Annotated in this window: 24 protein-coding genes; 11 read left to right on the top strand and 13 right to left on the bottom strand. The window is 75.7% G+C overall.

Going from position 1 to position 24,242, the window contains the following annotated elements; translation table 11 throughout:
* Positions 1 to 223: 223 nt before the first annotated feature.
* Entirely contained in the window at positions 224 to 931 is a 708-nt protein-coding gene (locus tag ACI781_RS00665; protein WP_456564140.1) for a DUF4230 domain-containing protein, read from the top strand.
* 102 nt (positions 932 to 1,033) lie between these two features.
* Positions 1,034 to 2,215: a beta-propeller fold lactonase family protein gene (locus ACI781_RS00660; RefSeq protein ID WP_456564139.1), complete on the top strand. Its 1,182-nt coding sequence runs from the start codon at positions 1,034 to 1,036 to the stop codon at positions 2,213 to 2,215.
* 178 nt (positions 2,216 to 2,393) lie between these two features.
* Here the strand turns inward: ACI781_RS00660 and ACI781_RS00655 are convergent, their stop codons facing one another.
* From ACI781_RS00655 to ACI781_RS00625, 7 genes are all read right to left on the bottom strand, one after another.
* Positions 2,394 to 2,567: a hypothetical protein gene (locus ACI781_RS00655; RefSeq protein ID WP_456564138.1), complete on the bottom strand. Its 174-nt coding sequence runs from the start codon at positions 2,565 to 2,567 to the stop codon at positions 2,394 to 2,396.
* Between the two features lie 331 nt (positions 2,568 to 2,898).
* Positions 2,899 to 3,381 (bottom strand): hypothetical protein, encoded by a 483-nt coding sequence (locus ACI781_RS00650; RefSeq protein WP_456564137.1) that lies wholly within the window; start codon positions 3,379 to 3,381, stop codon positions 2,899 to 2,901.
* Positions 3,378 to 3,791 carry a TadE/TadG family type IV pilus assembly protein gene (locus tag ACI781_RS00645; RefSeq protein ID WP_456564136.1) on the bottom strand — a complete coding sequence of 138 codons (414 nt, stop codon included), beginning with the start codon at positions 3,789 to 3,791 and terminating at the stop codon, positions 3,378 to 3,380. Before ACI781_RS00645 ends, ACI781_RS00650 begins: the two co-directional genes overlap by 4 nt.
* Positions 3,784 to 3,990, bottom strand: coding sequence for a hypothetical protein (locus ACI781_RS00640; RefSeq protein ID WP_456564135.1), 207 nt, complete (start codon positions 3,988 to 3,990; stop codon positions 3,784 to 3,786). The genes ACI781_RS00645 and ACI781_RS00640 overlap by 8 nt, the downstream gene beginning before the upstream one ends.
* 29 nt (positions 3,991 to 4,019) lie before the next feature.
* Positions 4,020 to 4,952, bottom strand: a complete 933-nt coding sequence (locus ACI781_RS00635) for a type II secretion system F family protein (protein ID WP_456564134.1) — start codon at positions 4,950 to 4,952, stop codon at positions 4,020 to 4,022.
* Positions 4,949 to 5,806, bottom strand: coding sequence for a type II secretion system F family protein (locus tag ACI781_RS00630; protein WP_456564133.1), 858 nt, complete (start codon positions 5,804 to 5,806; stop codon positions 4,949 to 4,951). The genes ACI781_RS00635 and ACI781_RS00630 overlap by 4 nt, the downstream gene beginning before the upstream one ends.
* A complete protein-coding gene (locus ACI781_RS00625) occupies positions 5,803 to 7,053 on the bottom strand; it encodes a CpaF family protein (RefSeq protein WP_456564132.1) in 1,251 nt (416 codons plus the stop codon). The genes ACI781_RS00630 and ACI781_RS00625 overlap by 4 nt, the downstream gene beginning before the upstream one ends.
* Positions 7,054 to 7,289: 236 nt before the next feature.
* Between ACI781_RS00625 and ACI781_RS00620 the strand changes: the two genes are divergently transcribed.
* Complete coding sequence (locus tag ACI781_RS00620; protein ID WP_456564131.1) at positions 7,290 to 9,692, top strand: phosphoketolase family protein; 2,403 nt, start codon at positions 7,290 to 7,292, stop codon at positions 9,690 to 9,692.
* Positions 9,689 to 10,768 (top strand): acetate/propionate family kinase, encoded by a 1,080-nt coding sequence (locus ACI781_RS00615; RefSeq protein ID WP_456564130.1) that lies wholly within the window; start codon positions 9,689 to 9,691, stop codon positions 10,766 to 10,768. Before ACI781_RS00620 ends, ACI781_RS00615 begins: the two co-directional genes overlap by 4 nt.
* Positions 10,769 to 10,772: 4 nt before the next feature.
* On the opposite strand, the gene ACI781_RS00610 is transcribed toward ACI781_RS00615, so the two are convergent.
* Complete coding sequence (locus ACI781_RS00610) at positions 10,773 to 13,421, bottom strand: putative bifunctional diguanylate cyclase/phosphodiesterase (protein WP_456564129.1); 2,649 nt, start codon at positions 13,419 to 13,421, stop codon at positions 10,773 to 10,775.
* Positions 13,422 to 13,541: 120 nt separating this feature from the next.
* Positions 13,542 to 15,083: an acetolactate synthase large subunit gene (locus ACI781_RS00605; protein WP_456564128.1), complete on the bottom strand. Its 1,542-nt coding sequence runs from the start codon at positions 15,081 to 15,083 to the stop codon at positions 13,542 to 13,544.
* A gap of 81 nt (positions 15,084 to 15,164) precedes the next feature.
* On the opposite strand from ACI781_RS00605, the gene ACI781_RS00600 reads away from it, so the two are divergent.
* The 5 genes from ACI781_RS00600 (at position 15,165) to ACI781_RS00580 (ending at position 18,796) form a co-directional block, all read left to right on the top strand.
* Entirely contained in the window at positions 15,165 to 15,566 is a 402-nt protein-coding gene (locus ACI781_RS00600; protein WP_456564127.1) for a hypothetical protein, read from the top strand.
* 70 nt (positions 15,567 to 15,636) lie between these two features.
* Positions 15,637 to 16,161: a ribbon-helix-helix protein, CopG family gene (locus ACI781_RS00595; RefSeq protein ID WP_456564126.1), complete on the top strand. Its 525-nt coding sequence runs from the start codon at positions 15,637 to 15,639 to the stop codon at positions 16,159 to 16,161.
* Between the two features lie 83 nt (positions 16,162 to 16,244).
* Positions 16,245 to 17,036 (top strand): DUF4097 family beta strand repeat-containing protein, encoded by a 792-nt coding sequence (locus ACI781_RS00590; RefSeq protein ID WP_456564125.1) that lies wholly within the window; start codon positions 16,245 to 16,247, stop codon positions 17,034 to 17,036.
* Between the two features lie 12 nt (positions 17,037 to 17,048).
* Positions 17,049 to 18,008, top strand: a complete 960-nt coding sequence (locus ACI781_RS00585) for an ATP-binding cassette domain-containing protein (protein ID WP_456564124.1) — start codon at positions 17,049 to 17,051, stop codon at positions 18,006 to 18,008.
* The gene (locus ACI781_RS00580) at positions 18,005 to 18,796 is read left to right on the top strand and encodes an ABC transporter permease (protein ID WP_456564123.1); all 792 of its coding nucleotides are present in this window, start codon (positions 18,005 to 18,007) and stop codon (positions 18,794 to 18,796) included. The genes ACI781_RS00585 and ACI781_RS00580 overlap by 4 nt, the downstream gene beginning before the upstream one ends.
* A 53-nt stretch (positions 18,797 to 18,849) precedes the next feature.
* Here ACI781_RS00580 and ACI781_RS00575 read toward each other — a convergent pair whose 3' ends face one another.
* On the bottom strand, positions 18,850 to 20,049 hold the full coding sequence (locus ACI781_RS00575; protein ID WP_456564122.1) for an acyl-CoA dehydrogenase family protein: 1,200 nt from the start codon (positions 20,047 to 20,049) through the stop codon (positions 18,850 to 18,852).
* 112 nt (positions 20,050 to 20,161) lie between these two features.
* Between ACI781_RS00575 and ACI781_RS00570 the strand changes: the two genes are divergently transcribed.
* Positions 20,162 to 20,839 carry a hypothetical protein gene (locus tag ACI781_RS00570; protein ID WP_456564121.1) on the top strand — a complete coding sequence of 226 codons (678 nt, stop codon included), beginning with the start codon at positions 20,162 to 20,164 and terminating at the stop codon, positions 20,837 to 20,839.
* A 13-nt stretch (positions 20,840 to 20,852) separates the two neighbouring features.
* The gene (locus tag ACI781_RS00565) at positions 20,853 to 21,263 is read left to right on the top strand and encodes a DUF4190 domain-containing protein (protein ID WP_456564120.1); all 411 of its coding nucleotides are present in this window, start codon (positions 20,853 to 20,855) and stop codon (positions 21,261 to 21,263) included.
* A 96-nt stretch (positions 21,264 to 21,359) separates the two neighbouring features.
* Here the strand turns inward: ACI781_RS00565 and ACI781_RS00560 are convergent, their stop codons facing one another.
* The 3 genes from ACI781_RS00560 to ACI781_RS00550 all read right to left on the bottom strand — a co-directional run bounded on the left by ACI781_RS00560 (position 21,360) and on the right by ACI781_RS00550 (position 24,231).
* The gene (locus tag ACI781_RS00560) at positions 21,360 to 22,313 is read right to left on the bottom strand and encodes an HpcH/HpaI aldolase/citrate lyase family protein (RefSeq protein WP_456564119.1); all 954 of its coding nucleotides are present in this window, start codon (positions 22,311 to 22,313) and stop codon (positions 21,360 to 21,362) included.
* A 95-nt stretch (positions 22,314 to 22,408) separates the two neighbouring features.
* Positions 22,409 to 23,362, bottom strand: a complete 954-nt coding sequence (locus tag ACI781_RS00555; protein ID WP_456564118.1) for a DMT family transporter — start codon at positions 23,360 to 23,362, stop codon at positions 22,409 to 22,411.
* The gene (locus ACI781_RS00550) at positions 23,359 to 24,231 is read right to left on the bottom strand and encodes a PhzF family phenazine biosynthesis protein (RefSeq protein WP_456564117.1); all 873 of its coding nucleotides are present in this window, start codon (positions 24,229 to 24,231) and stop codon (positions 23,359 to 23,361) included. The genes ACI781_RS00555 and ACI781_RS00550 overlap by 4 nt, the downstream gene beginning before the upstream one ends.
* Between the last annotated feature and the right edge of the window lie 11 nt (positions 24,232 to 24,242).

Below are 24,242 nucleotides of genomic sequence, written 5' to 3'. Positions count from 1 at the left end.
GCCAGGGTCCGCGGACGGCGGCGTCCGCGGACGGCAGCGTTGCGTCTCGGCCGGTAGGGCCGCCGCTACCGCCCGCAGGCCGGTGCGGGACCTCCTGCCCGGGCCCTCCGGCCCGGACCGGGAGGAGCGGGAATGGGGACGGCGGCGGGCGCGCTGTAGGGAGCACCCCCGCGAGGCGCAGCGCCCGGGGGATCCCCCCAGCGACGCGAGGAGCCCGTAGGCCATGCCCACTCTGCTCGAGCACCGGGAGACCGAGACCACTGCCGCGCCCGCGTCGAGGCGCCGCCGCCGCAGCCGCCGGGGCCTGGTGCGGGCCGGGGTGGGGGTGGGCGTCGTCGGCCTGGGGGTGCTGGCCGCCGGGCAGATCGTGGGCTGGGGCAACCCGTTCGCGCCGGAGACCGTGGACCGCAGCACCACGCCGCTGCTGCTCTCCCTCGCCGACCTGGACGAGTACCACGCGGCGACCGGCAGCTTCCAGGTCGTCGTCGACGTCGAGTCCGACACCCCGTACGTGCCGTCGGTGATCAGCGGCGAGCGCGTGCAGTTCCTGGCGACGGGCACCGTGGACGCCTACGTCGACTTCACCCACCTCGGACCGGAGTCGGTGAAGCTGTCCGACGACGGGGAGTCGGCGACCATCTCGCTGCCCACGCCGGAGCTCGGCGAGGCCCGCATCGACCCGGACGAGAGCCGCGTGCTCGACCGCGACCGGGGGCTGCTGGACCGGGTCGGGGACGCCCTGGGCGACGGCCCGACCGACGAGAGCGAGCTGTACTCGCTGGCCGAGCAGCGGCTGGAGTCCGCGGCCGGCGACAGCGACCTGCTGGACCGCGCCGAGGACGGCACCCGCGACATGCTCACCTCGCTGGCGCACTCGCTCGGCGTGGACGAGGTGACCGTCGAGTTCGCCGACCCGGGCGCCGACGGCTGACCGCACGGCCGCGCGCGCGGACGCGCACCGGGCGCCCGCTCCCCCTACGCTCGGGGCCGGGCTCCTCCCGGGGAGTGGGGCCCGGACCGGGGGACGAGGGTCATGGACCTCCACCACACGCACGGCCGGCACCGCCGCCGGCACGCACACCGGCGAGCGACCGCGCTCGGGCTCGCCGCGCTGGTCCTGCTCGGCGCCGCCGTCGCGGTCCTGCTGTGGCGCGGCGGGACGGAGGCCGGCGGCGGCTTCGTCGACGACCTCGGTGACGCAGCGGCCGGCGGGGCCACGCCCGATCCGCACGCCGGGCACAGCGCGGGTGTGCGGACGAGCCCGGCCGCCTCGCCGGCGCCGTCGACCGCGGCCAGCGACCCCGTGCCGGTGGCCGGCGCCGTCGTCCCGGTCGGGCAGGCGCCGCACCACCTGGTGCTGGCACCGGACGGCACGTTCGGCTACGTCGCGGACCCGGCCGGCGGAGCGGTGATCCGGTTCGACGTGGCGCGCAGCGAGCCGACGGCGACGATCCCGGTGCCGCAGGGGCCGCCGCAGATGGTCACCTTCTCCCCCGACGGGACGCGCGCCTACGTGTCGGCGTTCGACGCGGAGTACACCGTGGACGCCGTCGTCACCATCGACACCGCGAGCGGGCAGGTCATCGCCTCGGTGCCGGTGGGCCGCGGCCCGTACGCGCTGTCGACGTCACCGGACGGGTCGCTGCTGTACGTGCCGTTCTTCGACGAGGACCACCTCGACGTGCTGGACGCGGCCACCGGCGCGCTGGTGCAGCGGGTCGAGCTGCCGCCGAGCCCGCACTGGATCGCGTTCTCCCCCGACGGGGCCTCGGCCTACGTCACCAACCACTTCTCCGACGTCGTCTCGGTGCTGTCGCTGCCGGGCAACGCGGTGGTGGCGACGATCCCGGTCGGCGACGGGCCGCACAGCCTGGAGTTCTCCCCCGACGGCACCCGCCTGGCGGTGGTCGACTACATCGGCGGGGACGTCGTGCTGATCGACCCGGCGACCAACACCGTGGCCGGGACCGTGCCCGGGGTGGGCGCGGGCCCGCAGGACGTCACCTGGGCACCCGACGGCCGGCACCTGTACACGGCGAACGTGGACGACGGGACGGTCGGCGTGGTCGACGTCGCCGCCGGCACCGTGACCGCGCGGGTGCCCGCGGGCGTCGACCCGACCAGCGTCACCGTCACCCCGGACGGGCGGCAGCTGCTGGTCACCGGCTACGGCGACGGCGCGGTGCACGTCCTCGACGCCGCTCCCGCCGGCTGACGATCCCCTGCGCGGCGCGACCGCATCTGCGCCCGCTGGCCGACCCTGCGCGACCGCGTCTGCGCCCGGATACGCATCGCGGTGGTCACCCGCCCCGTGATGACCACCGCGATGCGCATCCAGGTGCAGGCGACCGGCCGGGGTGTCACCGCCGACCGCGGGCTGGACCGGCAGCGCGTCAGCCGGACAGGTGGCCAGGGCCGGGCGGGTTCCCGCAGGTGTTCCGCAGACCGGCGAGTTCCTCCAGGAGGAACCTCTCCTGCGCCGCCACGCGGGCGGCCTGCCCGAGGTTGGTGGCCCCCACCCCGAGGAGCTCCGGCATGATCGCGATCTGCGAGACGCAGACCCCCACGCCGCGATTCGGGTGGTCCGCCTCATGAGGCTGCGGTTGCGCTGACGCCGTTCCGGGCGTCAGCACGACGGCGGCCACGACCGCCGGGACGACGAGTGTTCCGCGGATGCGCATGGCTCCCCCTGAGACCACGATTCGTTCGCCGCTGGCAGCGCCGACAGACGCGGACCCTAGGAACCCCGCCGACGGCGGCGACAGGGACGAAGGCCCCTCCTCTCGGCGATCCGCACCTCCCTCGGCCACCCGCCGCGCCAGGTGCCGGCGCGATCGGTGGTGCCACCGCCGGGGCAGCGCGGCCCGCCGGCCTGGGCCGTCATCACCCGGGACCGCGTCAGCCGTCGACGTACCGGTCGCGCTCGACGACGAACTGGCCGGTGGCCGTGTTCGCGTCGATGAACTCGGGCAGCAGCGGGATCCGCACGGTCACCGTCACGCACACCGAGAACTCCTCTCCCGGCGCCAGCGTCGGGTGGTAGCTGCCGGCGGCGTCGCACCCGGCACCGGACGGCGCGTAGGCCAGCCGCACGTCGCTGACCTCCACCGACTGGTCGGCGACCGCCAGCTCCACGGCCCGCTCGGCCCGCGCCTGGCCGGTCGCGATGTCCGGCGCCGTGCCCAGCGCCCGCCCGGCCTCCCGGGCGGCCGCCGTCGCCGCGAACACCCCGCGCTGCACCGAGGAGAACCCCGCCACCAGGTACACCAGCGGCACGAACACCACGAGCGCGATGAACACGAACTCGACCAGCGCCGAGCCGCGCTCACCGTGCCCGCCCGCGGCCAGCCGGGCCCGGGCCCACCGCAGCAGCGCCCTCACGGGCCCTCCCGCACCGCGCGCCCCGAGACCTCCAGCGGCAGCAGGTCCCCCAGCCCGGCCAGCAGCGTCGGCACGGCGCCGGCGCAGCGGACCACGACCAGCGTCAGCCCGGTGCCGTCGACCTCCTGGGTGGAGATGCACACCAGCCCCGACGCGGTCCGCTCCGAGGTGGCCGCGGTGACGATCTCCGTCGTCCGCCCGCCGCCGGCCGCGACCGGCACGTCGGCGTTGGCCGCGTACCGGGCGCCCTCCTGCGCGCTGGCGGTCACCACGTTGCGCACGTGCACGTAGACGGCGACCTGCAGCACCGCCAGCAGCAGCACCACGACCAGCACCGAGACCAGCACGAACTCGACGACGGCGCCCCCGCGCTCACCGTCGTCCTCCCGCGGCAGCGGCCGCTCAGCCACCACTCGTGACGGAGCTCAGCGCGGTGGACACCGCGTCGACGATCGCCTCGCGGAACGGCACGAGGATCGCCAGCACCAGCGCCGCCGTCATCACGGTGATCATCACCCAGCCGGGGACGTCACCCCGCTCGGGATCGTCCCCGCGCACCCGGGCGGCGAGGGCCGCCCACGCGGCCAGGAACAGGGCGATGAGGCGCATGCGCGCTCCTCCTCGGTCGGTCGCTGCGCTCACGACGCCAGCGAGACGATGCTGATCAGGCCCGGGAACAGGGCGAACAGGACGGTCACCGGCAGCACGAGGAAGACGACCGGGACCATCATCGCGATCTCCTTCCGGCCGCCGGCCTCGAGCAGCCGGCGCTTGCCGGCCTCGCGCACGTCGGCGGCCTGGGCGCGGAGCACCTCGGCCAGCGGGGTACCGCGCTCGATGGCGACCAGCAGCCCGTCGACGAACCGCGCCAGTGCGTCCAGCGAGGTGCGATCGGCCAGCTGCTGCAACGCCTCGGTCAGCGGGACCCCCGCCCGCGCGCGGCCCAGCACCCCGCCGAGCTCGCGGGCCAGCTGCCCGCCCGACAGGCGCGCGACCCGGTCCAGCGCGGCGGCGGGTCCCTCCCCGGCGGTGACCGCCAGGGCCAGCAGCTCGGCGACCACGGGGAACTCGGCCAGCAGCAGCTCCTCGCGCCGCTGCACCTGGCGGGTCAGCCACCAGTCCCGGCCGAGCAGGCCGCCGACCAGCCCGGCGACGCAGAGCAGGACCACCGACAGCACGTTCACCTCGCCGGCGGCCAGCGAGCCCAGCCCGGCCAGGGACACCGCCCCGAGCAGACCCAGGCCGCCCCACACGACCTGCTCGACGCGGAAGTCCTCGACGGTGGCGTCCGATCCCAGCGCGTCCAGCCGGCGGCGGACGGCGACCCGGCCGCCCAGGGTGCGGTCCAGCAGGCGGGCGCCGTCGGTGACGACCGGCCCGAACAGGCGGCGGGCGGCGCCGAGCAGCCCCGGCTCGGTCGCCGTCCCCAGCAGCCGCGACGGTGGCGGGGTGTCGTGCAGGTAGGGGGCGAGCCGGTCGACGAGCCGCACCGACCGGAACGGCGGCGCGTAGGTGACGGCCAGCAGCACGCCGGCCGCCGCGGCCAGGCCGAGCAGCATCCCGAGGATCACTGCAGCACCCGCACGTCCTGGGGCAGCCGCCCGATCCGCAGCATGAGCCGGTAGGCCAGCAGGCACACGACCCCGCCGCCGACGAGCAGCGCGGTGCCGGCCGCCGAGTCGTAGGCCGCCAGCGTCGTGGACTGCGTGGCCAGGAGCAGCAGCACCACCCACGGCGCCCCGACCGCCAGCCGCGCAGCCTGCACCACCCAGCCCTGCCGGGTCTCCAGCTCCGCGCGGGCCCGCGCGTCCTCGCGCAGGAAGGTGGCCAGCGTCCGGAGAACGCGACCGAGGTCGCTGCCGCCGACCTCGCGCGCGACCCGCAGGGTCTCCACGATGCGGTCGCCGACGGGGTCGGCGAGGTCGTCCTTGAGCCGGTCCAGGCACTCGCCGAACCGGCCGGTGCTGCGGTACTCGGCGGCGAACCGCGCGAACGGCGGCCGGATGACCTCCGGGCCGCGGACCGCCAGCGCGGCCAGCGCCTCGGGCAGCGACAGCCCGGCGCGGACGGCGGAGGCGAGGTTGTCGACCACCTCCGGCCAGACCTCGCGCAGGTCGGCGCGGCGGCGGGCCGCCAGCCGCCGCACCTGCACCACGGGGAGCGCCGCCCCGAAGAGCGCGAAGGCGACGCTCACCGTCACCGTGCCCGTCGTCAGCAGGACCACGACCAGCACGAGCAGGCCCAGCCCCACCTGCAGCGCGACCAGCTGGGCGGCGTTGATGCCGGTCAGGCCGGCCGCGGCGAGCTGCTGCTGCCGGCGCCCGGCACGCCGCGGCGTCGTCCGCCTCTGCGGTGCCCGGGGGCCGCTGCGCCAGATCAGCAGCAGGCCGACACCCAGGAGCAGGCCGAGGAGCGCGCCGGTCACCGCTCCCACCGGCCGCCGTCGTCGAGCAGCGCGGCGAGGTGGATCCCGGCCGCGGCGAACCGCTCGGCGTGCGGCGGGTGCCCACCGGCCCGCACCAGGCGGCCGTCGCGGGTGGTGAAGACGTCGGCGAGCTCGACCACGCCGTCCTCCACGCGGCCGGGCACGGCGACGATCTCGCGCACCCGGCGGCGGCCGTCGGCGTCGGTGCCCACGTGCACGACCAGGTCGACGCTGGACGCGACCGTGGGGACGACGAAGGCGTGGCCGATGTTCTCCCCCGCCAGCAGCGGCAGCGTGCACATCTTCACGACCGCCTCGCGGGCGCTGTTGGCGTGCAGCGTGCACATGCCGGGCAGGCCGGAGTTCAGGGCGATGAGCAGGTCCAGGCACTCCTCCTGCCGGACCTCGCCCACGACGATCCGGGAGGGCCGCATCCGCAGTGCCTCCTTCACCAGCCGGCGCAGCGGGATCTCCCCGGCGCCCTCGAGGTTGGGCTGGCGGGTCTGCATCGCGACGACGTCGGGCAGCGGCACGCGGAGCTCGAAGACCTCCTCGCAGGTGATCACCCGCTCCCGGGCCGGGATCGCCGCGCACAGGCAGTTCAGGAGCGTCGTCTTCCCCGCCTGGGTACCGCCGGAGACGAGGACGTTGAGCCCGGCGGCGACCGCGGCCTCCAGGAAGCGGGCCGCGTGCGCGGTCAGCGTGCCCAGTGCCACCAGCTCGTCCAGCGCGTGCGCCTGCAGCACGAACTTGCGGATGTTCACCGCCATGTGCCGGCGGGTGATGTCGGGGATGACCACGTGCAGGCGGGACCCGTCCGGCAGCATCGCGTCGACGAACGGGGTCGACATGTCGAGACGTCGACCCGAGGTGCGCAGCATCCGCTCGACCAGGTCGGCCAGCTCCCCGGCGCCCAGGATCGTCGTGGTCAGCTCGCTGCGGCCGCGGCGGGCGACGAACACCCGGCCGGGCTCGTTGACCCAGATCTCCTCGACCTCGGGGTCGTCCAGGTAGCGCTGCAGCGGCCCGAACCCGGCCACCCGGTCCAGCACGTCCCGCACCACCGACTCCGCGTCGCCGATCGGCGGCAGCGCCGAGGTCAGCGACCGCTCCGAGTAGTCGGCGACGACGTCACGAACCAGCACCCGCACCGGCGCCGGGTCGGCCAGCGGGTCCAGCCCCCGCCGGCGGATGAGCTCGCGGACCTCGCCGTCGACGACGTCCAGCGCGCTGACCGCAGTCGGCACACCCACCCCCGTCGAGACCCGCCGTTCCGGAACGCCGGGACTCTAGGAGGAACCCGCCCCTCCCCGGGGCAGCCGACCAACCGCCTGTGGACAGCTCACGCTCACGGGGCGTGGTCACCACCGGAACGGGTGACCCCCGCCGGAGCTGCGGCCGGGCCCCCGCGTGTTCCCGCGTTCACGTCGCCGTCCCCCGGCTCGACCGGCCACGGCCACCCCGCACCCGACAGACTGGCGCCATGGCGATGCAGAGCCCCACGGGCACCGCGGTCGGCGAGCACTACGGCGACGAGGAGCTGGAGCTGGACCTGCGGTGGTGGGCCGCGGCCAACTACCTCACCGTCGGCCAGATCTACCTCCGCGCCAACCCGCTGCTGCGCCGCCCGCTGGAGCACGCCGACGTCAAGCCCCGCCTGCTCGGCCACTGGGGCACCAGCCCCGGCCTGTCGGCGATCTACGCGCAGCTCAACCGGCTGATCCGGCGCACCGGCACCCCGTGCCTGTACGTCGCCGGCCCCGGCCACGGCGGCCCGGCGCTGGTGGCCAGCACCTACCTGGAGGGCACCTACAGCGAGGTGTACCCGCAGGTGGGCCCCGACGAGGCCGGCCTGCTGCGGCTGTTCCGCCAGTTCTCCACCCCCGGCGGCATCCCCAGCCACGTGAGCGTGCCGACACCGGGCAGCGTCCACGAGGGCGGCGAGCTCGGCTACGCGCTGGTGCACGCCGCCGGCGCCGCCTTCGACTCCCCCGACCTGCTCGTCGCCTGCGTCGTCGGCGACGGCGAGGCCGAGACCGGCCCCTTGTCGGGCTCCTGGAAGATCCCGGCCTTCCTCGACGCCCGCCGCGACGGCGCCGTCCTGCCGGTCCTGCACCTCAACGGCTACAAGATCGGCAGCCCGACGGTGTGGGGCCGCTCCTCCGACGAGGACGTCTGCGGCTACCTCGCCAGCCAGGGCTGGGCCCCGGTCGTCGTCGCCGGCGACGACCCGCGCGCCGTCTTCCGCGACCTGGAGGCCGCCCTCCGCACCGCGCACGACACCATCCGCGACATCCAGGCCCGCGCCCGCGGCGGCGAGGAGGTCGTCCGCCCCGCCTGGCCCGCGATCGTGCTGCGCACCCCCAAGGGCTGGACCGGCCCGCACGAGGTCGACGGCGTGCAGGTCGAGGGCACCGCCCGCTCCCACCAGGTGCCGCTGTCCGGGGTGCAGACCGACCCCGCCCACCTGGCCCTGTTGGAGGAGTGGCTGCGCTCCTACGCCCCCGAGACGCTGTTCACCGACGACGGCGCCCTGGTGCCCGAGCTCGCCGCGCTCGCCCCCGACGGCGACCTGCGCATGGGCGCCACCCCCCACGCCAACGGCGGACGGCGGCGCACCCCGCTGGACCTCCCGCCGCTGGAGAGCTACGCCGTCGACGTCCCCTCCCCCGGCACCACCCGCGCCGAGACCACCCACCCGCTGGGCGAGCTGCTGCGCGACGTCTACCGGCGCACGACCACGGCCGACGGCGGCGGCACCTTCCGGCTGTTCTGTCCCGACGAGACCGCCAGCAACCGGCTGCAGGCCGTCTTCGAGGTCACCGACCGCTGCCTGCAGGCCGAGGTGCTGCCCACCGACGACCACCTCTCCCCGCACGGCCGCGTCATGGAGGTGCTCAGCGAGCACCTGTGCCAGGGCTGGCTGGAGGGCTACCTGCTCACCGGCCGGCACGGGCTGTTCGCCACCTACGAGGCCTTCGCGATGGTGAGCGCCTCGATGGTCGTGCAGCACGTGAAGTGGCTGCAGCACGCCGCCGACCTGCCGTGGCGCGCGCCGGTCTCCTCGCTGACGATCCTGCTGACCAGCACCTGCTGGCGCAACGACCACAACGGCTTCAGCCACCAGGGCCCCGGCCTGCTCGACACCGTCATCCCGCTGTCGTCCAAGGTCGTGCGGGTGTGGCTGCCGCCGGACGCCAACACCTTGCTGTCGGTCGCCGACCACTGCCTGCGCAGCACCGACCACGTCAACCTGCTGGTCGCGGACAAGCAGAGCCACCTGCAGTACCTGACGCTCGAGGAGGCCCGCGCGCACGCCGCCGCCGGCGCGTCCGTCTGGGAGTGGGCCGGCACCGAGAACGGCGACGGCCCGCCCGACGTCGTCCTCGCCGCGGCCGGCGACGTCCCCACCCAGGAGACCCTCGCCGCCGCCGAGCTGCTGCGCGAGCACGTGCCGTGGCTGCGGGTCCGGGTGGTCAACGTCGTCGACCTCATGGCGCTGCTGCCGCACGAGGACCACCCGCACGGCTTCCCCGAGGACCGCTTCCTGCAGCTGTTCACCGCCGACACCGACGTCGTCCTCGCCTTCCACGGCTACGCCCGCGCGGTGCACCAGCTGCTGCACGGCCGCACCCGCGCCGACCGCTTCCACGTGCGCGGCTTCGAGGAGCAGGGCACGACGACCACGCCCTTCGACATGGTCGTGCTGAACCGGATGAGCCGGTACCACCTCGTGCTGGAGGCGCTGCGCCGCTCCCGGCGGGCACCGGAGCGGGGCCCCGAGCTCGCCGCGTTCTGCCACGCCCAGCTCGAGCGGCACCACGCCTACGTCCGCGAGCACCTGGAGGACATGCCCGAGGTGCGGGACTGGACCTGGCGCGGATGAGCGCCGGCGGCGCCGTCCTCGCGCTCAACCCCGGCTCCCGCTCGCTCAAGGCCGCGGTGCACGACGCCGCCGGCCGCCGCGTGCTGGACCTGCACGTCCCCCGCCCGCCCGACGACGTCGCCGCCGCGGTCGCCGACCTCGCGGCGCGGGTGGCAGACGCCGGCGTGGAGCTGACCGCCGTCGCGCACCGGGTCGTGCACGGCGGCCCCCGGCACACCGCCCCCGAGCGGGTCGACGACGCCCTGCTGGCCTCCCTGCGGGAGCTGGTGCCCTTCGCCCCGCTGCACCTGCCCGCCGCGATCGCGGCCGTCGAGGCGGCGCGGGACCGCTGGCCGGAACTGCCGCACGTCGCCTGCTTCGACACCGCCTTCCACGCCGCGCTGCCCGAGGCCGCGACCCGGCTGCCGCTGCCCGCCGACGCCGCCGCCCTCGGGGTCCGCCGCTACGGCTTCCACGGGCTGAATCTGCAGCACGTCGTCGACACCGTGCCCGACCTCGGCCGGGCCGTCGTCGCCCATCTCGGCGGCGGCTGCAGCGTCACCGCCCTCGACGGCGGCCGCCCCGTGGCGACGTCGATGAGCTTCTCCCCCACCGGCGGCGTCCCCTCCGCCACCCGGACCGGCGACCTCGACCCGGACGCCGTCCTGTTCCTCGGCGAGCACGGCTGGTCGGTCCCGCAGCTGCGCGACCTGGTCAACCACCGCTCCGGCATCGCCGGGCTCACCGGCGGCGTGACCGACATGCAGGACGTCGAGGCCCGCGCCGCGACCGGCGACGCCGGCTGCCGGCTCGCTCTGGACGTGTTCACCCGCGCGGTGGCCACCACCGCCGCCGGCTACACCGCGCTGCTCGGCGGGCTGGACGCGCTGGTGTTCACCGGCGGCATCGGCGAGCACTCCGCGGGCGTGCGGGCCGCCGTCACCGGCATGCTCGCCCACCTCGGCGCGGCCCTCGACCCGTCGGCGACGGCACCCGGCCGGGTCTCCCCCGACGGTGCCCGCGTGCGGGTGCTCGTCGTCCCCGCCGACGAGGAGGTCGTCCTCGACCGCGAGGCGCGCCGGCTGCTGGGCCGCTGACCGGTCAGGACGCCTGGTCGGCCGAGCGGGGCCGGCTGGCCAGCAGCAACAGCGACGCGTCGGCGGCCTCCAGCGGCCGGGCGAACAGGTAGCCCTGCGCCAGGTCGCAGTGGCCCTCGACCAGCAGCTGCCGCTGCACCTCGGTCTCCACGCCCTCGGCGACGATCTCCAGGCCCAGCGTGCGGCCGAGGTCGATCATCCCGCGGACGATCGGCGGCATCACGCCGTCCCCGCCGATGGTCGCGACGAACGAGCGGTCGATCTTCAACACGTCGACGGTGAACTGCCGCAGGTGCGCCAGCGACGAGTAGCCGGTGCCGAAGTCGTCCAGCGCAAGCCGCAGGCCCAACGCCCGCAGCGCCGCCAGGCACTCGCTGGCCCGCTCCGGGTCGTCGACCAGCGCCGTCTCGGTCACCTCGATGACCAGCGAGGACGCCGGCAGACCGCTGGCGGCCAGCGCCTCGGTGATGTGCTGCACCAGGTGCGGCGAGGCCAGCTGCACGGCCGACACGTTCACCGCCATGGTCAGCTCGCGCCCGTGCGCGGCCCGCCACTCCGCGGCCGCGGTGCAGGCCTCCCGCAGCACCCAGGCGCCGATCTCCTCGATCAGCCCCGACGCCTCGGCGACCGGCACGAAGCACGCCGGCGAGACGCTGCCCAGCCGCGGCGACTCCCAGCGCAGCAGCGCCTCGAAGCCGGTCACCGCGTCGTCGGCCAGGCCGATCACCGGCTGGTACACCAGCCGGAACTCGCCGGCTGCCAGCGCGCCCTGCAGCTCCTGCTCCAGCTCCCGCGCCGCCACCGCCGAGGCGCGCATGCCGGCGTCGAAGACCACCGACCGGCCGCGGCCGGACATCTTCGCGGCGTACATCGCGATGTCGGCGTCCCCGATGAGCGAGTCGCCGGTGGCCCCGGCATCGGCGACGGCGATGCCGACGCTGCCGGACACGGTGACGCTCTGCCCGTCGAGCACGACCGGCTCGGCCAGCGCCGCGAGGAGCCGCTCCGCGGTCGCGACGGCCTCGCCGGACCCGGTCGACGCCTGCTCGACCAGGACGGCGAACTCGTCGCCGCCCAGCCGCGCCACGGTGTCCTCGGCGCGCACCACCGCGCGCAGCCGGGCGGCGACCTCGCGCAGCAGCGCGTCGCCGGCCGGGTGGCCGAGGGTGTCGTTGACGCCCTTGAAGCCGTCCAGGTCGATGAAGACCACCGCGGCGTGCCCCTGCCCGCGGGCGCCGCGCAGCAGCGCCTGCTCGACCCGGTCGGCGAACAGCGCGCGGTTGGCCAGCCCGGTCAGCGCGTCGTGGAACGCCTGGTGGGCCAGCGCCTCTTCCGCGCGCTTGCGGTCGGAGATGTCGGTGACGTGGACGACGACACCGCCGACGTCCGGGTCGTCGGTGAGGTCGACCAGCCGGACGCCGATCCAGCCCGACCGGTCCTCGCGCCGGAAGGCCAGCTCCGCGTCCACGACCTCGCCACCGGCCTGCAGCGCCCGGCGGAACGCCCGGTGCGCCTCGACGGGGTCGGCCCCGATCAGCCGGAGCAGCTCACCGGCGTCGGCCCCCTCCGCCGCCGGCACCTGGACGACCCGCGGCAGGCCGGCCGGGTCGCTGAGCAGCCGGCCGTCCCGGCTGACCACCGCGACCGCGTCGGAGCTGTGCGCGGCCAGGGCCGCGCTGTAGCGCTGCTGCGAGAGGACGCGGGCCCGGGCGGCGGCCTCGCCGCGGACGAGCAACGAAGCGCGCACGAACACCAGCACGACGAGCACCCCGGTGGTGGCCAGCAGCAGCCCGGGCACGTCCTCGGCGCCGGCGGCGTCGTTGAGCGCCTCCACGCCGGCCGGCACGATCAGCGCGCTCAGGCAGACGGTGAGCCGGCCCAGACCGCTGCGCAGCAGGACGTCGCGGGCGTCGGCCGGGCCCGGGGCCGGGGAGCGCCGGGGCAGCGTGGACAGCGCCATCAGCAGCGACCCGAGCATCCAGCCGGTGTCGACCCAGGCGTTCATCATCCCGGCGTCGGCGCCCAGCAGGTAGGCGAGGTCACCGGCCAGCCACACGGCCGCACCGCCGGCCACCGCCAGCGCGGCCGGCTCGCCGCGCCCGCGCTGGACCAGCAGCCGCGCCACCAGGCCGATGAGCACGGCGTCCAGGGTGGGGTACAGCGACCAGATCAGCCGCGTGGCCGTCGTCAGGCCGGAGTCGGCGGCCATCGAGGTCAGCGACAGCTGCCAGACCAGGGCCAGCCCGGACACGAAGACGACCAGGACGTCGATGCCGCCGGCCAGGACCACCTCGCGGGTGCGCTCCCGGGCCGCCGCGAACCGCCACAGCCCCAGGCCGAGGAAGACGTAGCTGGCCAGGTAGAGGACCTCGCCGCCCCCGAGCACGGTGTCCGGGTCGACGTCGTGCTCCAGCGTCCAGGCGAGGTTGCCCGACGCGTAGCACGTCAGGCCCAGGGCGATCCAGCGCATCGCCGAGCGGGACCCGGCCGGCTGCCGGCTGCTGCCCCACCAGCTCAGTGCGGCGGCCGCGACCTGGACCCCGTAGTAGAGGTGGGTCGCGGTCCAGCTGCCGTAGGCCGCCAGGTGGACGGCGAGCAGCGCGACGGCCGCGACCGTTCCGGCCGCACCCCACACCCGCACGTTCCGCGTCACCCGCGTGCCTCCCGGTCCCCGACGATGTCGTCAGGGGAGGCATCGGGCCGCAGGTGACGGAACTGGACCTGCCGAAACCTCGGGTCCCCCGTCGGGGTGATCCCGGACCGGTCGCGCGGTTCAGCGCAGGACGGCGTCCACCAGGTGAGGTCCCGGCTCGGCGAGCGCGGCCCGCAGCTGCTCGGCCAGCTCCTCGGCCGTCGTCGCCCGCGTCGCCGGCACCCCCATGCCCTGGGCGAGCGCCACGAAGTCCAGCCCCGGGCCGCCGAGGTCCAGCAGCTTGCCCGCGCGGTCCCCGCCACCGGAGGCGCCGACCCGGCTCAGCTCGTTCTCGAGGATCGCGTACGAGCCGTTGTCGCACAGCAGCACGGTCACGTCGAGCTGCTCGCGGGCCATCGTCCACAGCGCCGGCAGGGTGTACATCGCGCTGCCGTCGGCCTGGATCGCCAGCACCGGGCGGTCCGGCGCGGCCACGGCCGCGCCCACCGCCATCGGCAGCCCGTCGCCGATCGCGCCGCCGGTGAGCGCCAGCCAGTCGTGCCGCGGCGCGCCCGAGGTCAGCTCCGCCAGCCCGACGCCGGAGGTCACGGCCTCGTCGACGACGATCGCCCGCTCGGGCAGCAGCGCGCCGATCACCGCCGACATCGCCCGCGGGGTCAGCCGCCCGGTGGGCAGCTCGGGGCGGGAGGCCTCCAGCAGTTCCGGCTGGGCCTCCTTCGCCACCAGGTCGGCGAGCTCGCGCAGCGCCGCGACGCCGTCCTCCCCCGGCTCGGACAGCACGTGCACCGTGCAGTCCTCGGGGACGGGCGTGCCGGGGACGCCGGGGTAGGCGAAGAAGTTCACCGGCGGGCGGGCGCCGGCCACCACCAGGTGGGCGGTGCCGGCGAGCGAGGCCAGCGCCATCTCCGGCGGGTAGGGCAGCTTGGGCAGCGCGGGCAGCCCGGCACCGCGCACGGTGCGCGCCGGGAAGGTCTCGCTCATCAGCCGGGCGCCGGTGCCCGCCGCGACCTGCGCGGCCGCGCGCAGACCGGCCTCGGAGGCGACGACGTCCCCACCCACGAACAGGACCACCGGCGCGCCGGAGCGCAAGGCGGCGGCGACGGCACCGAGCCGGTAGGTGGTGGGCACCGGTGCGTGGTGGGCGGCGGGCGGCGCGGCCGGCTCGGCGCCCTCGTCCCAGGAGACGTCGGCGGGCAGGACCAGCGTGGCGACCTGGCCGCGGGCCGCGGCGGCCACCGCCTCGGCGGCGTCGGCGGCGACGTCGGCCGGGGACAGCGACCGCCGCACCCAGCCGGACACGGTGCCGGCGAGGGCGTCGATGTCGCTCTCCAGCGGCGCGTCCAGCCGCTTGTGCGAGCGGGCGTGGTCCCCGACCACGTTGACCAGCGGCGCACCGCCGCGGCGGGCGTTGTGCAGGTTGGCCAGGCCGTTGCCCAGCCCCGGGCCCAGGTGCAGCAGGGTGGCGGCCGGGCGGCCGGCGATCCGCGCGTAGCCGTCGGCCGCGCCCGTCGCCACGCCCTCGAACAGGGTCAGCACGCCGCGCATCTCCGGGACGTCGTCCAGGGCGGCGACGAAGTGCATCTCGGACGTGCCGGGGTTGGCGAAGCAGACGTCCACCCCTGCGGTCACCAGCGTGCGGATCAGTGCCTGCGCTCCGTTCACGAGCCGGAGCCTCGCACGCGGCCGACGTCACCGCTGCGCCAGACTCACCACGACCCAGCAGGACCGACCGAGGAGCCACCCGTGAGCGACCGGGCCGCCACCGCCGAGCAGCCGTCCACCCGCCCGCACCCGGCGTTCAGCGCGCTGGTGGGGCTGACCACCCTCGGGGTGCTCTTGCAGGGCCTGTGGGCCGGCCTCTTCCTGGGCACCGACGACGCCGGCACCTGGGTGGAGGTGCACCAGCACGCGGGCGAGGCGACGGTCGTGCTGGCCCTGCTCGCCACGGTCGCCGCCGTCGTCTGGATGCGGCACCGGCGCGCGGTCGTCGGCGCCACCGCGGCGCTGTTCGTGCTGCTGGTCGTCGAGTACCTGCTCGGCTCCCTCGCCGACGAGGCGCGCGGCAACCTGGTGGTGCACGTGCCGCTGGCCATGCTGCTGATGGCGCTCGCGGTCTACCTGCCGGTGCTGGCCCGCCGGACCTGACGCCGTCCCGACACCACGTGTGACACCACTGCTGGTTGACGTGACACCACAGTGGTGTCACAGTGGCGTCATGGACCTCGCACCGTTCGTCGACCAGCTCCGCCGCGACCTGATCACCGCGGCGGCCGCCGGGGGCGAGGAGGCCCGCGCCCTGGCGGAGCGGCTCACCGCCCCGCTGGAGTCCTCGGCCCGACTGGCGCTGCTCAGCGCCCTGTCGGCCGCAGCCGAGGAGCTCACCGGCCAGCTCGCCCCCGGCGCCGTCGACGTGCGGCTGCGGGGGGCCGACCTCGGTCTCGTCGTCACCCCTCCCCCGGCCGAGCCGGCACCGGTCCCCGAGCCGGCACCCGCGGCCGCCGATCCCGCCCCCGACGCCGACGAGGGCACCACCCTGCGCATCACCGTCCGCCTGCCCGAGCAGCTCAAGGCCCGGGTCGACGAGACCGCGGCCCGCGAGGGCACCTCGGTCAACACCTGGCTCGTCCGCGCCGTCTCCGCCGCCCTGTCCGGCACATCCGCCGGTGATCCGCGGCCGCCCGCGGAGAGCCGCCGCAGCCGCTGGTCCGGCGGCAACCACTACACGGGCTGGACCCGCTAGCCGGCGTCCCGCCCGCTCCTCCCGCACCGCACCCCCGGCCGCCCGGCCGCGGGGCTCCCCACGCTGCCCGCAGGAGGGCACCCATGCCCACGTTCCCCACCCCCGGCCCCGTCACCGCGCGCATCGAGGTCGCCTCCGGCCCGGTCCGGGTCCACGCGTCCGACCGCACCGACACCGTCGTCACCGTGCGGCCGAGCGATCCGCACAGCGCCGCCGACGTCACCGCCGCCGAGCAGGCCGTCGTCGACCTCTCCGGTGACCGGCTGGTCGTCCGCACCTCCGGCCGGCCCCGGCTGCTGTTCCTCGGCAACGGCGCGCAGGTGACCGTCGACGTCGACCTGCCTGCGGGGTCCACCGTCGAGGTGCAGACCGGCGCCGGCTCCGTCACCTGCACCGGCCGGCTGGCCGCCGCCGACCTGCGCAGCAAGCACGGGGAGCTGCGCCTGCAGCACGCGACCACCCTGCGGGCGCGCACGTCCAGCGGGGCGATCAGCGCCGACACCGTGGACGGCGACGCCGAGCTGAGCACGTCCTTCGGCGACGTCCGCGTCGGCGAGGCCGGCGGCCAGGCCCAGCTGGACACCGACTTCGGTGACATCCGCGTCGACCGCACCCTCGGCACCGTCGGCGCGCGCACCCGCTACGGGCAGGTCCGCGTCGGCGAGGCCGTGCGCGGGGCGCTCACCCTGGAGACCGCCTTCGGGGGCATCGAGGCCGGCGTCCGCCGCGGCACCGCCGCCTGGCTCGACCTGGACTCCCGGTCCGGCCGGGTCCGCACCGAGCTGGACGAGGCCACCGGGCCCGACGACGCCACCGACACCGTCGAGATCCACGCCCGCACCAGCTTCGGCGACGTCGTCGTCCACCGGGCCTGAGGGGACGCCGCCATGCCGACCGCCACCGCCACCGCCGCCGCCATCTCGGTCCGCGGCCTGCGGACGTCCTTCGGGCCGCGGACCGTCCTCGACGGGCTCGACCTCACCGTCGCCGAGGGCACCGTCTACGCGCTGCTCGGCCCCAACGGGTCGGGCAAGACGACCACCGTCGACGTCCTGTCCACGCTCATCCCGGCCGACGCCGGCGAGGTGCGGGTCGCCGGCCACGACCTCGCCCGGGAACCGCGCGCCGTCCGCGCCGCCATCGCCGTCACCGGCCAGTCCACCGCCGTCGACGACCTGTTGACCGGCGCGGAGAACCTGCGGCTCGTCGGCGACCTGCTGCACCTGGACCGGCGCACCGCCCGGGCGCGGGCCGCGCAGCTGCTGGAGCGCTTCGACCTGGTCGACGCCGCCGACCGCCTGCCCTCCGGCTACTCCGGCGGGATGCGCCGCAAGCTGGACCTGGCCATGGGGCTGATGGGCGAGCCGCGCGTGGTCTTCCTCGACGAGCCGACCACCGGCCTGGACCCGCGCAGCCGCCGCGCGGTCTGGGACACCGTCCGCGAGCTCGTGGCCGACGGCGCGACCGTCCTGCTCACCACCCAGTACCTCGAGGAGGCCGACCAGCTGGCCGACCGGATCGGCGTGCTCGACGGCGGCCGGCTGGTCGCCGAGGGCACCGCGACCGAGCTCAAGCGGCTGGTCCCCGGCGGCTGGCTGCGGCTGCGGTTCGCCGGCCGCGAGCCGCTGGACCGCGCCGCCCGGCTGCTGCCCGGCTCCACCGCCGACACCGAGGCGCTCACCCTCGACGTCCCCGGCGACGGCGTCGCCGCGCTGCGGGAGGTGCTGGCCCGGCTCGACGAGGCCGCCGTGGAGGTCGCCGACCTGACCGTCCACCGCCCGGACCTGGACGACGTCTTCCTCGCCCTCACCGGGCGCCCCACCGAGGCGGAGGTACCCGCACGATGACCACGCTCACCCTGCCCGTGACCGACGCGGCGACCATGCTGCGCCGCAACCTCCGGCACGCGCTGCGCTACCCGTCGCTGACGCTGGTCGTCGCCGGGATGCCGATCGTCTTCCTGCTGCTGTTCGTCTACGTCCTCGGCGGCGCCCTGGGCGCGGGCCTCGGCGGCCCGTCCGGCGGCCGGGCGGAGTACGCGGACTACCTGACGCCCGGCCTGCTCGTCCTCGCCGTCGCAGCCGGCGCGCAGGGGACGGCGATCTCGGTGGCCATGGACATGACCCAGGGGATCATCGCCCGCTTCCGCACGATGTCCATCAGCCGCGGCGCGGTCCTGGCCGGGCACGTCGGCGGCGCGGTGGTGCAGACCATGGCCGGCCTGGCGGTGGTGCTCGCCGTCGCCCTGCTCGTCGGCTTCCGGCCGGACGCCGGTGTGGTCGAGTGGCTGGCCGCGACCGGCCTCCTGGTCCTGGTCAGCCTGGCGCTGTCCTGGCTGTCGGTCGCCCTGGGGTTGGCGACGTCGAGCGTCGAGGCGGCCAGCAACGCCCCCATGCCGCTGCTGCTGCTGCCCTTCCTCGGCAGCGCGTTCGTCCCTCCCGACTCGATGCCGGCCGGGCTGGCGTGGTTCGCCGAGCACCAGCCGTTCACCCCGGTCGTCGAGACGCTGCGCGGGCTGCTGTCGGGCACCGCCATCGGCAGCAGCGACGCCGTCGCCGTCGCCTGGTGCGCGGGCATCGCCGTCGCCGGCTGGCTGTGGGCGCGCCGGGGCTACGAGCGGCGCCCGGCCCGCTGAACGCGCGGGAGGCCCGGGACCGAACCGGTCCCGGGCCTCCCGTGGCGGGGTCGTCAGCGCTTGAGCTGGTACTCCTTGAGCAGGTTCCGGCTGATGATCGTCTTCTGGATCTCGCTGGTGCCCTCGCCGATGAGCAGGAACGGCGCCTCGCGCATGAGGCGCTCGATCTCGTACTCCTTGGAGTAGCCGTAGCCGCCGTGGATGCGGAAGGACTCCTGGGTCACCTCGGCGGCGTACTCGCTGGCGATCACCTTGGCCATGCCGGCCTCCACGTCGCTGCGCACACCGGCGTCCTTGAGCCGGGCCGCGCGCACCATCATCGTGTGCGCCGCCTCGACCTTGGTGGCCATCTCGGCGAGCTTGAACGCGATCGCCTGGTGCTGGGCGATCGGCTTGCCGAAGGTCTCCCGCTGCTGGGCGTACTGGATGCCCAGCTCGAAGGCGCGGATCGCGATGCCGCAGCCGCGGGCGGCCACGTTGACCCGGCCGACCTCGACGCCGTCCATCATCTGCGCGAAGCCACGGCCGGGCTCGCCGCCGAGGATCGCGTCGGCGCCGATCCGGAAGCCGTCGAAGACCAGCTCGGTGGTGTCGACGCCCTTGTAGCCCATCTTGTCGATCTTGCCGGGGATGGTGAGGCCGGGAGCGACCTCGCCGAACCCGCGCGGCTTCTCCACCAGGAAGGTCGTCATGTTCTGGTGCGGCTTCTCGTGGCCCAGGTCGGTGCGCACCAGCGCGGCCACCAGCGACGAGGAGCCGCCGTTGGTCAGCCACATCTTCTGGCCGTCGATGACGTAGCCGCCGTCGTCCTGCTTCGTGGCCTTGGTGCGGATGGCCGCCACGTCGGAGCCCAGGCCGGGCTCGGACATCGAGAAGGCGCCGGTCACCTCGCCGGTGGCCATCTTCGGCAGCAGCCGCTCCTTCTGCTCGGCGGTGCCGTGCTGGCGGAGCATGTAGGCGACGATGAAGTGCGTGTTGATGACGCCGGAGACGCTCATCCAGCCGCGGGCGATCTCCTCCACGGCCAGCGCGTAGGTCAGCAGGCTCTCGCCGAGGCCGCCGTACTCCTCGGGGATCATCAGGCCGAAGATCCCGAGCTCCTTGAGCCCGTCGACGATCTCCTGCGGGTACTCGTCGGCGTGCTCGAGCTCCTGCGCGGCGGGGATGATCTCCTTGTCCACGAAGCTGCGGACGGTCGACAGGATCTCCTGCTGCACGTCGGTCAGGTCGGCGGTCTGGGCGAGACGGGCCATCGGTTGCGCTCCACTCCGGTGTCCTGCTGGTTACCAGCGAGTATGCGCGACGCGGGTCGGCCGGTCCCGGGCGCCCGTCGGCGCCGACCCGGCAGGTCTAGCGTCGGTGCGGATGGACGCCCGCCGCCGCTGCACCCCCGCCCTGCTCGCGGCCGCCCTGCTGCTCGGCGGCTGCGCCGGGGACGACGGCGCCACCCCCACCGGCGCCCCCGCCCCGGCGCAGGCCGCCGAGTCCGCGGCCGCGGCCCTCGACCCCGCCACCGTCCGCAACGCCGGGGAGGCGGCGCTCGCCGTGTCGCTGCGGGCCACCGACCTGCCCGCCGGCTGGACCGTGCAGGCCAACCCGGTCCCCGAGGACAGCGACCTGTCGGGCAACCCGAGCCTGCAGGGCATCTGCGGCGTCTCCTTCGCCTCCGAGGAGCACCGGGTGCTGAAGTTCCCGGTCGTCGGGCTCGACCCGCAGGGCGCCGCGGCCGTCGCCGCCGAGTCGATCGCCTACGACGGCGCGGCCTCCGGGGCTCTCGCCCTGACCGAGCTGCGCGACGCGCTGTCGGCCTGCCCGGCCGGCGACCGGACCTTCGTCGACCCGCCGGCCGTCGAGGGCCTGGCCGAGGACGTCGTCGTCGCCCGCTACCGGCTGGCGGACGGCACCACCCAGGACGTGATCGCCCAGGGGCGTGGCGCGGTGGTGTCGGTGATCGTCGCGGAGGATGCTGCGGCGGGCGCGAGCGCCGCCCAGGGCGTCGCCGCGCGGCTGCGGGCCCTGCCGCCGGCCGCGGTCGGCACGTGACCGGGAGGACGAGATGAGCAGCGACGGCGAGCTCTACCGCGGCGACCCGCCGCCGCAGCTGGCCCCGCCGCCCGTGTACGGGCAGCACTACGGCCCGCCCCCGGGGTACGGCACCCCGCCCGGGTATCCGCCCCCCGGCTACGCACCCCCCGGGTACGGATCGCCACCGGGCTGGCCACCGGGGTACGGCCACCGCCGGCCGACCAACGGCCTGGCGATCGCGTCGCTCGTCCTCGCCTTCATGCTCCCGCCGGTCGGGCTGGGCCTCGGACTCGCGGCACGGCGGCAGATCCGCGAGACCGGCGAGGAGGGCGACGGCCTGGCGCTGGCCGGGGCGATCGTCGGCGGGATCGGAACCGGGATCTACGTGCTCGGCATCCTCTTCTTCGTCGTCGTGGCCTCCACGGTCAGCTTCGGCCCCTGAGGGAGGACCCCGAGCCGCCGAGGACACCGCGAGATCGGCGAACTCGTCACCATCAGCCGCTGATGGCGCCGAGTTCGCCGATCTCGTCGGCAGGGGTCAGCTCTCGGGCGGCGTGAAGGACGACGTCCGGGACATGCCGGCCGCGCGGCCCTTGCCCGCGATGACCAGGGCCATCTTGCGGCTGGCCTCGTCGATCATCTCGTCGCCGAGCATCGCCGAGCCCTTCTTGCCACCGGCCTCCGACGTCGCCCACTCGTAGGCGTCGAGGATCAGCTCGGCGTGGTCGTAGTCCTCCTGGGACGGCGAGTAGATCTCGTTGGCCGCCTCGACCTGGCCAGGGTGCAGCACCCACTTGCCGTCGAACCCGAGGACGGCCGACCGCTTGGCGACCTCCTCGAACGCGGGGACGTCGCGCACCTGCAGGAACGGGCCGTCGATGGCCTGCACGCCGCGGGCGCGGGCGGCCATCAGGATCTGCATGAGGATGTAGTGGAACGGGTCGCCCGGGTAGTCCGGGTGCAGGGCGCCGACGACCAGCGACTTCATGTTGATGCTGGCCATGAAGTCGGCCGGGCCGAAGATGATCGTCTCGATGCGGTCGCTGGCGAACGCGATGTCGTTGACGTTGATCAGGCCCTGCGCGGTCTCGATCTGCGCCTCGATGCCGATCCGGCCGACCTCCAGGCCGTTGGCCTTCTCGATCTGGGTCAGCAGCATGTCCAGCGCCTTGACCTGGGCGGCGTCCTGGACCTTCGGCAGCATGATGCAGTCGAGCTCGGCGCCGGCGCCGCCGACGACCTCGAGCACGTCCTGGAAGGTCCACTCCGTCGTCCAGTCGTTCACGCGGACGGTGCGGATCTTGTTGCCCCAGCCGCCCTCGTTGAGCGCCGCGACGATGTTCTTGCGGGCGCCGGGCTTGGCCAGCGGCGCGCAGGCGTCCTCGAGGTCGAGGAACACCTGGTCGGCGTTCAGCCCCTTCGCCTTCTCCAGGAAGCGCGGGTTGCTGCCCGGCACGGCCAGGTTGGAACGGCGGGAACGGAGCTCGGCCACGGTGCCTCCAGCGGGTGGGTACGGCGGCGCCCTCGCCGCCCGTCAGCTACCGGAGGGTAGCGACGGGCGTGATCACCCGCCGTCCCAGGGCGGGCCTAGGTGCCCGGCTCGACCAGGGTGGCCGGCCGGCTGGCGCGCACCACCAGCCCCACCCCGCCGACGACGAGGACGACGCCCGGCAGCGCGAGCAGCGGCGGCAGCTGCCCGAGCAGGACCAGCGCGAACAGCAGCGCGCCGGGCACCTCCAGCAGCACCACCAGACTGACCATCGTCGGGCCGACCGAGGCGAGCGCGAGGTTGAGCAGCGTGTGCCCGAGCAGCTGCGCGCAGACGGCGATGGCGGCGATCAGCCACCAGTCCCGGGCGGGGAACCCGCCCAGCGGGGTGTGCGTGAGCAGCGCGGCGACGGCGACCGCGCCCGCGCAGACGCCGTAGCAGACGACCGCGTAGGCCGACGTCGACAGCCGCACCCGGGCCCGCGCACCGGCCAGCACGTAGCCGGCGGCGCACACCGCGCCGAGCAGCGCCAGCCCGTCCCCGGCCAGGGCGCGGGCGCTGACGGTGACGTCGACCCCCGCGATCAGCGCCACCCCCGCCACGGCCAGGACCAGCCCGCCCCACACCGCGGCCGGCAGCCGCACGCCGGACAGCCGGGCGGCCAGCGCCGTCCAGATCGGGGTGGTGGTCACCAGCGCGGTGGACGCCGCGACCGACGTCATCGACAGGCTGGGCAGCCAGGCGGCGAAGTGCGCGGCGAGGAACAGCCCGGCGACGACGGAGCTGCCCAGGTCCCGCACCCGCAGCCCGCGCAGCGCCGCCCGCTCGCGCAGCAGCAGGACCGGCAGCAGGGCGCCCGCACCCAGGGCGTTGCGCCAGAAGGCCAGCGCCAGCACCGGGGCCGTCAGCAGCGTGGTCAGCGGCGCGGACAGGCTGATCCCGACCACGGCCACCGACAGGACGGCGACGTCGCGCGGCCCCGGCCGGTGCACCGCCCACGCGTCGGCGGGCGCCGTCGACCCCCGGGCGGGGCCGGCGGGCCGGCCGCTCATCCCCCGTCCGGGACGCGGATGCGGCCGGCGGCGACCGGCAGCACCGCGCCGGCGACGGTCGCGGCCACGGCGGCGCCCGCCGTCGCGGTCACCGTGCAGCTCAGCACCGAGGGCCGGCCCATCCGCTCGCCCTGCCGGATCTCGTACGCGCTGGTCCCCTCGCCGGCCAGCAGCCCGGCGGCGGTGAGCCAGACGCCGGCGCCCAGCGCGGCCGACCCGGTCGCCGGGTCCTCCCCCCAGCCCAGGCCCGAGGCGAACACGCGGGCGCGGGCGGTGCCGGTCGTGTGGTCCCAGGACAGCACCGACACCCCGTGCCCGCCGAGGCGGTCCAGCAGCACCGGGTCGGGCGCGGCGCGGTCGACCGCCCCGGGGTGCACGTGCAGGTAGGCGAAGGACAGCCCGCAACCCGCCACGTCCGCCGGCTGGCCGACGAGGTCGGCGGGCTCCAGCCCCAGCGCCTCGGCCAGCCCGGCCGGGTCCGGCCCCTCCTCGAGGGTGGGCCGGCCGCCGGTCAGCCGGGCGCCGGCGGCGTCCACCACCACGTCGAGCACCCCCGCCCCGCACTCCTGGCGCACCGTGCCCGCGGGCAGCCGGCCGGTGCGCACGAGGGTGTACGCCGCGCCCACGCTGGGATGACCGGCGAAGGGCAGCTCGACGTGCGGGGTGAAGATCCGGTTCCGGTAGTCGCCGCCCTCGCTCGGGGCCGACAGCAGCGCCGTCTCCGACAGGTTGAACTCGTTCGCCAGCGCCTGGCACTGCCCGGTGCTCAGCCCGTCCGCGTCGAACACCACGGCCAGGGGGTTGCCCGCGAACGGGTGCGGGGCGAAGACGTCGACGATCTCGTAGTCCAGCACTGCCGGGGCCTCCACGGCACCCGACG

It is taken from the genome of Blastococcus sp. SYSU D00695, from assembly GCF_054050555.1.
Note: the sequence above shows the minus strand (reverse complement) of the source record. Positions and strands in the feature narration are given on the sequence as shown.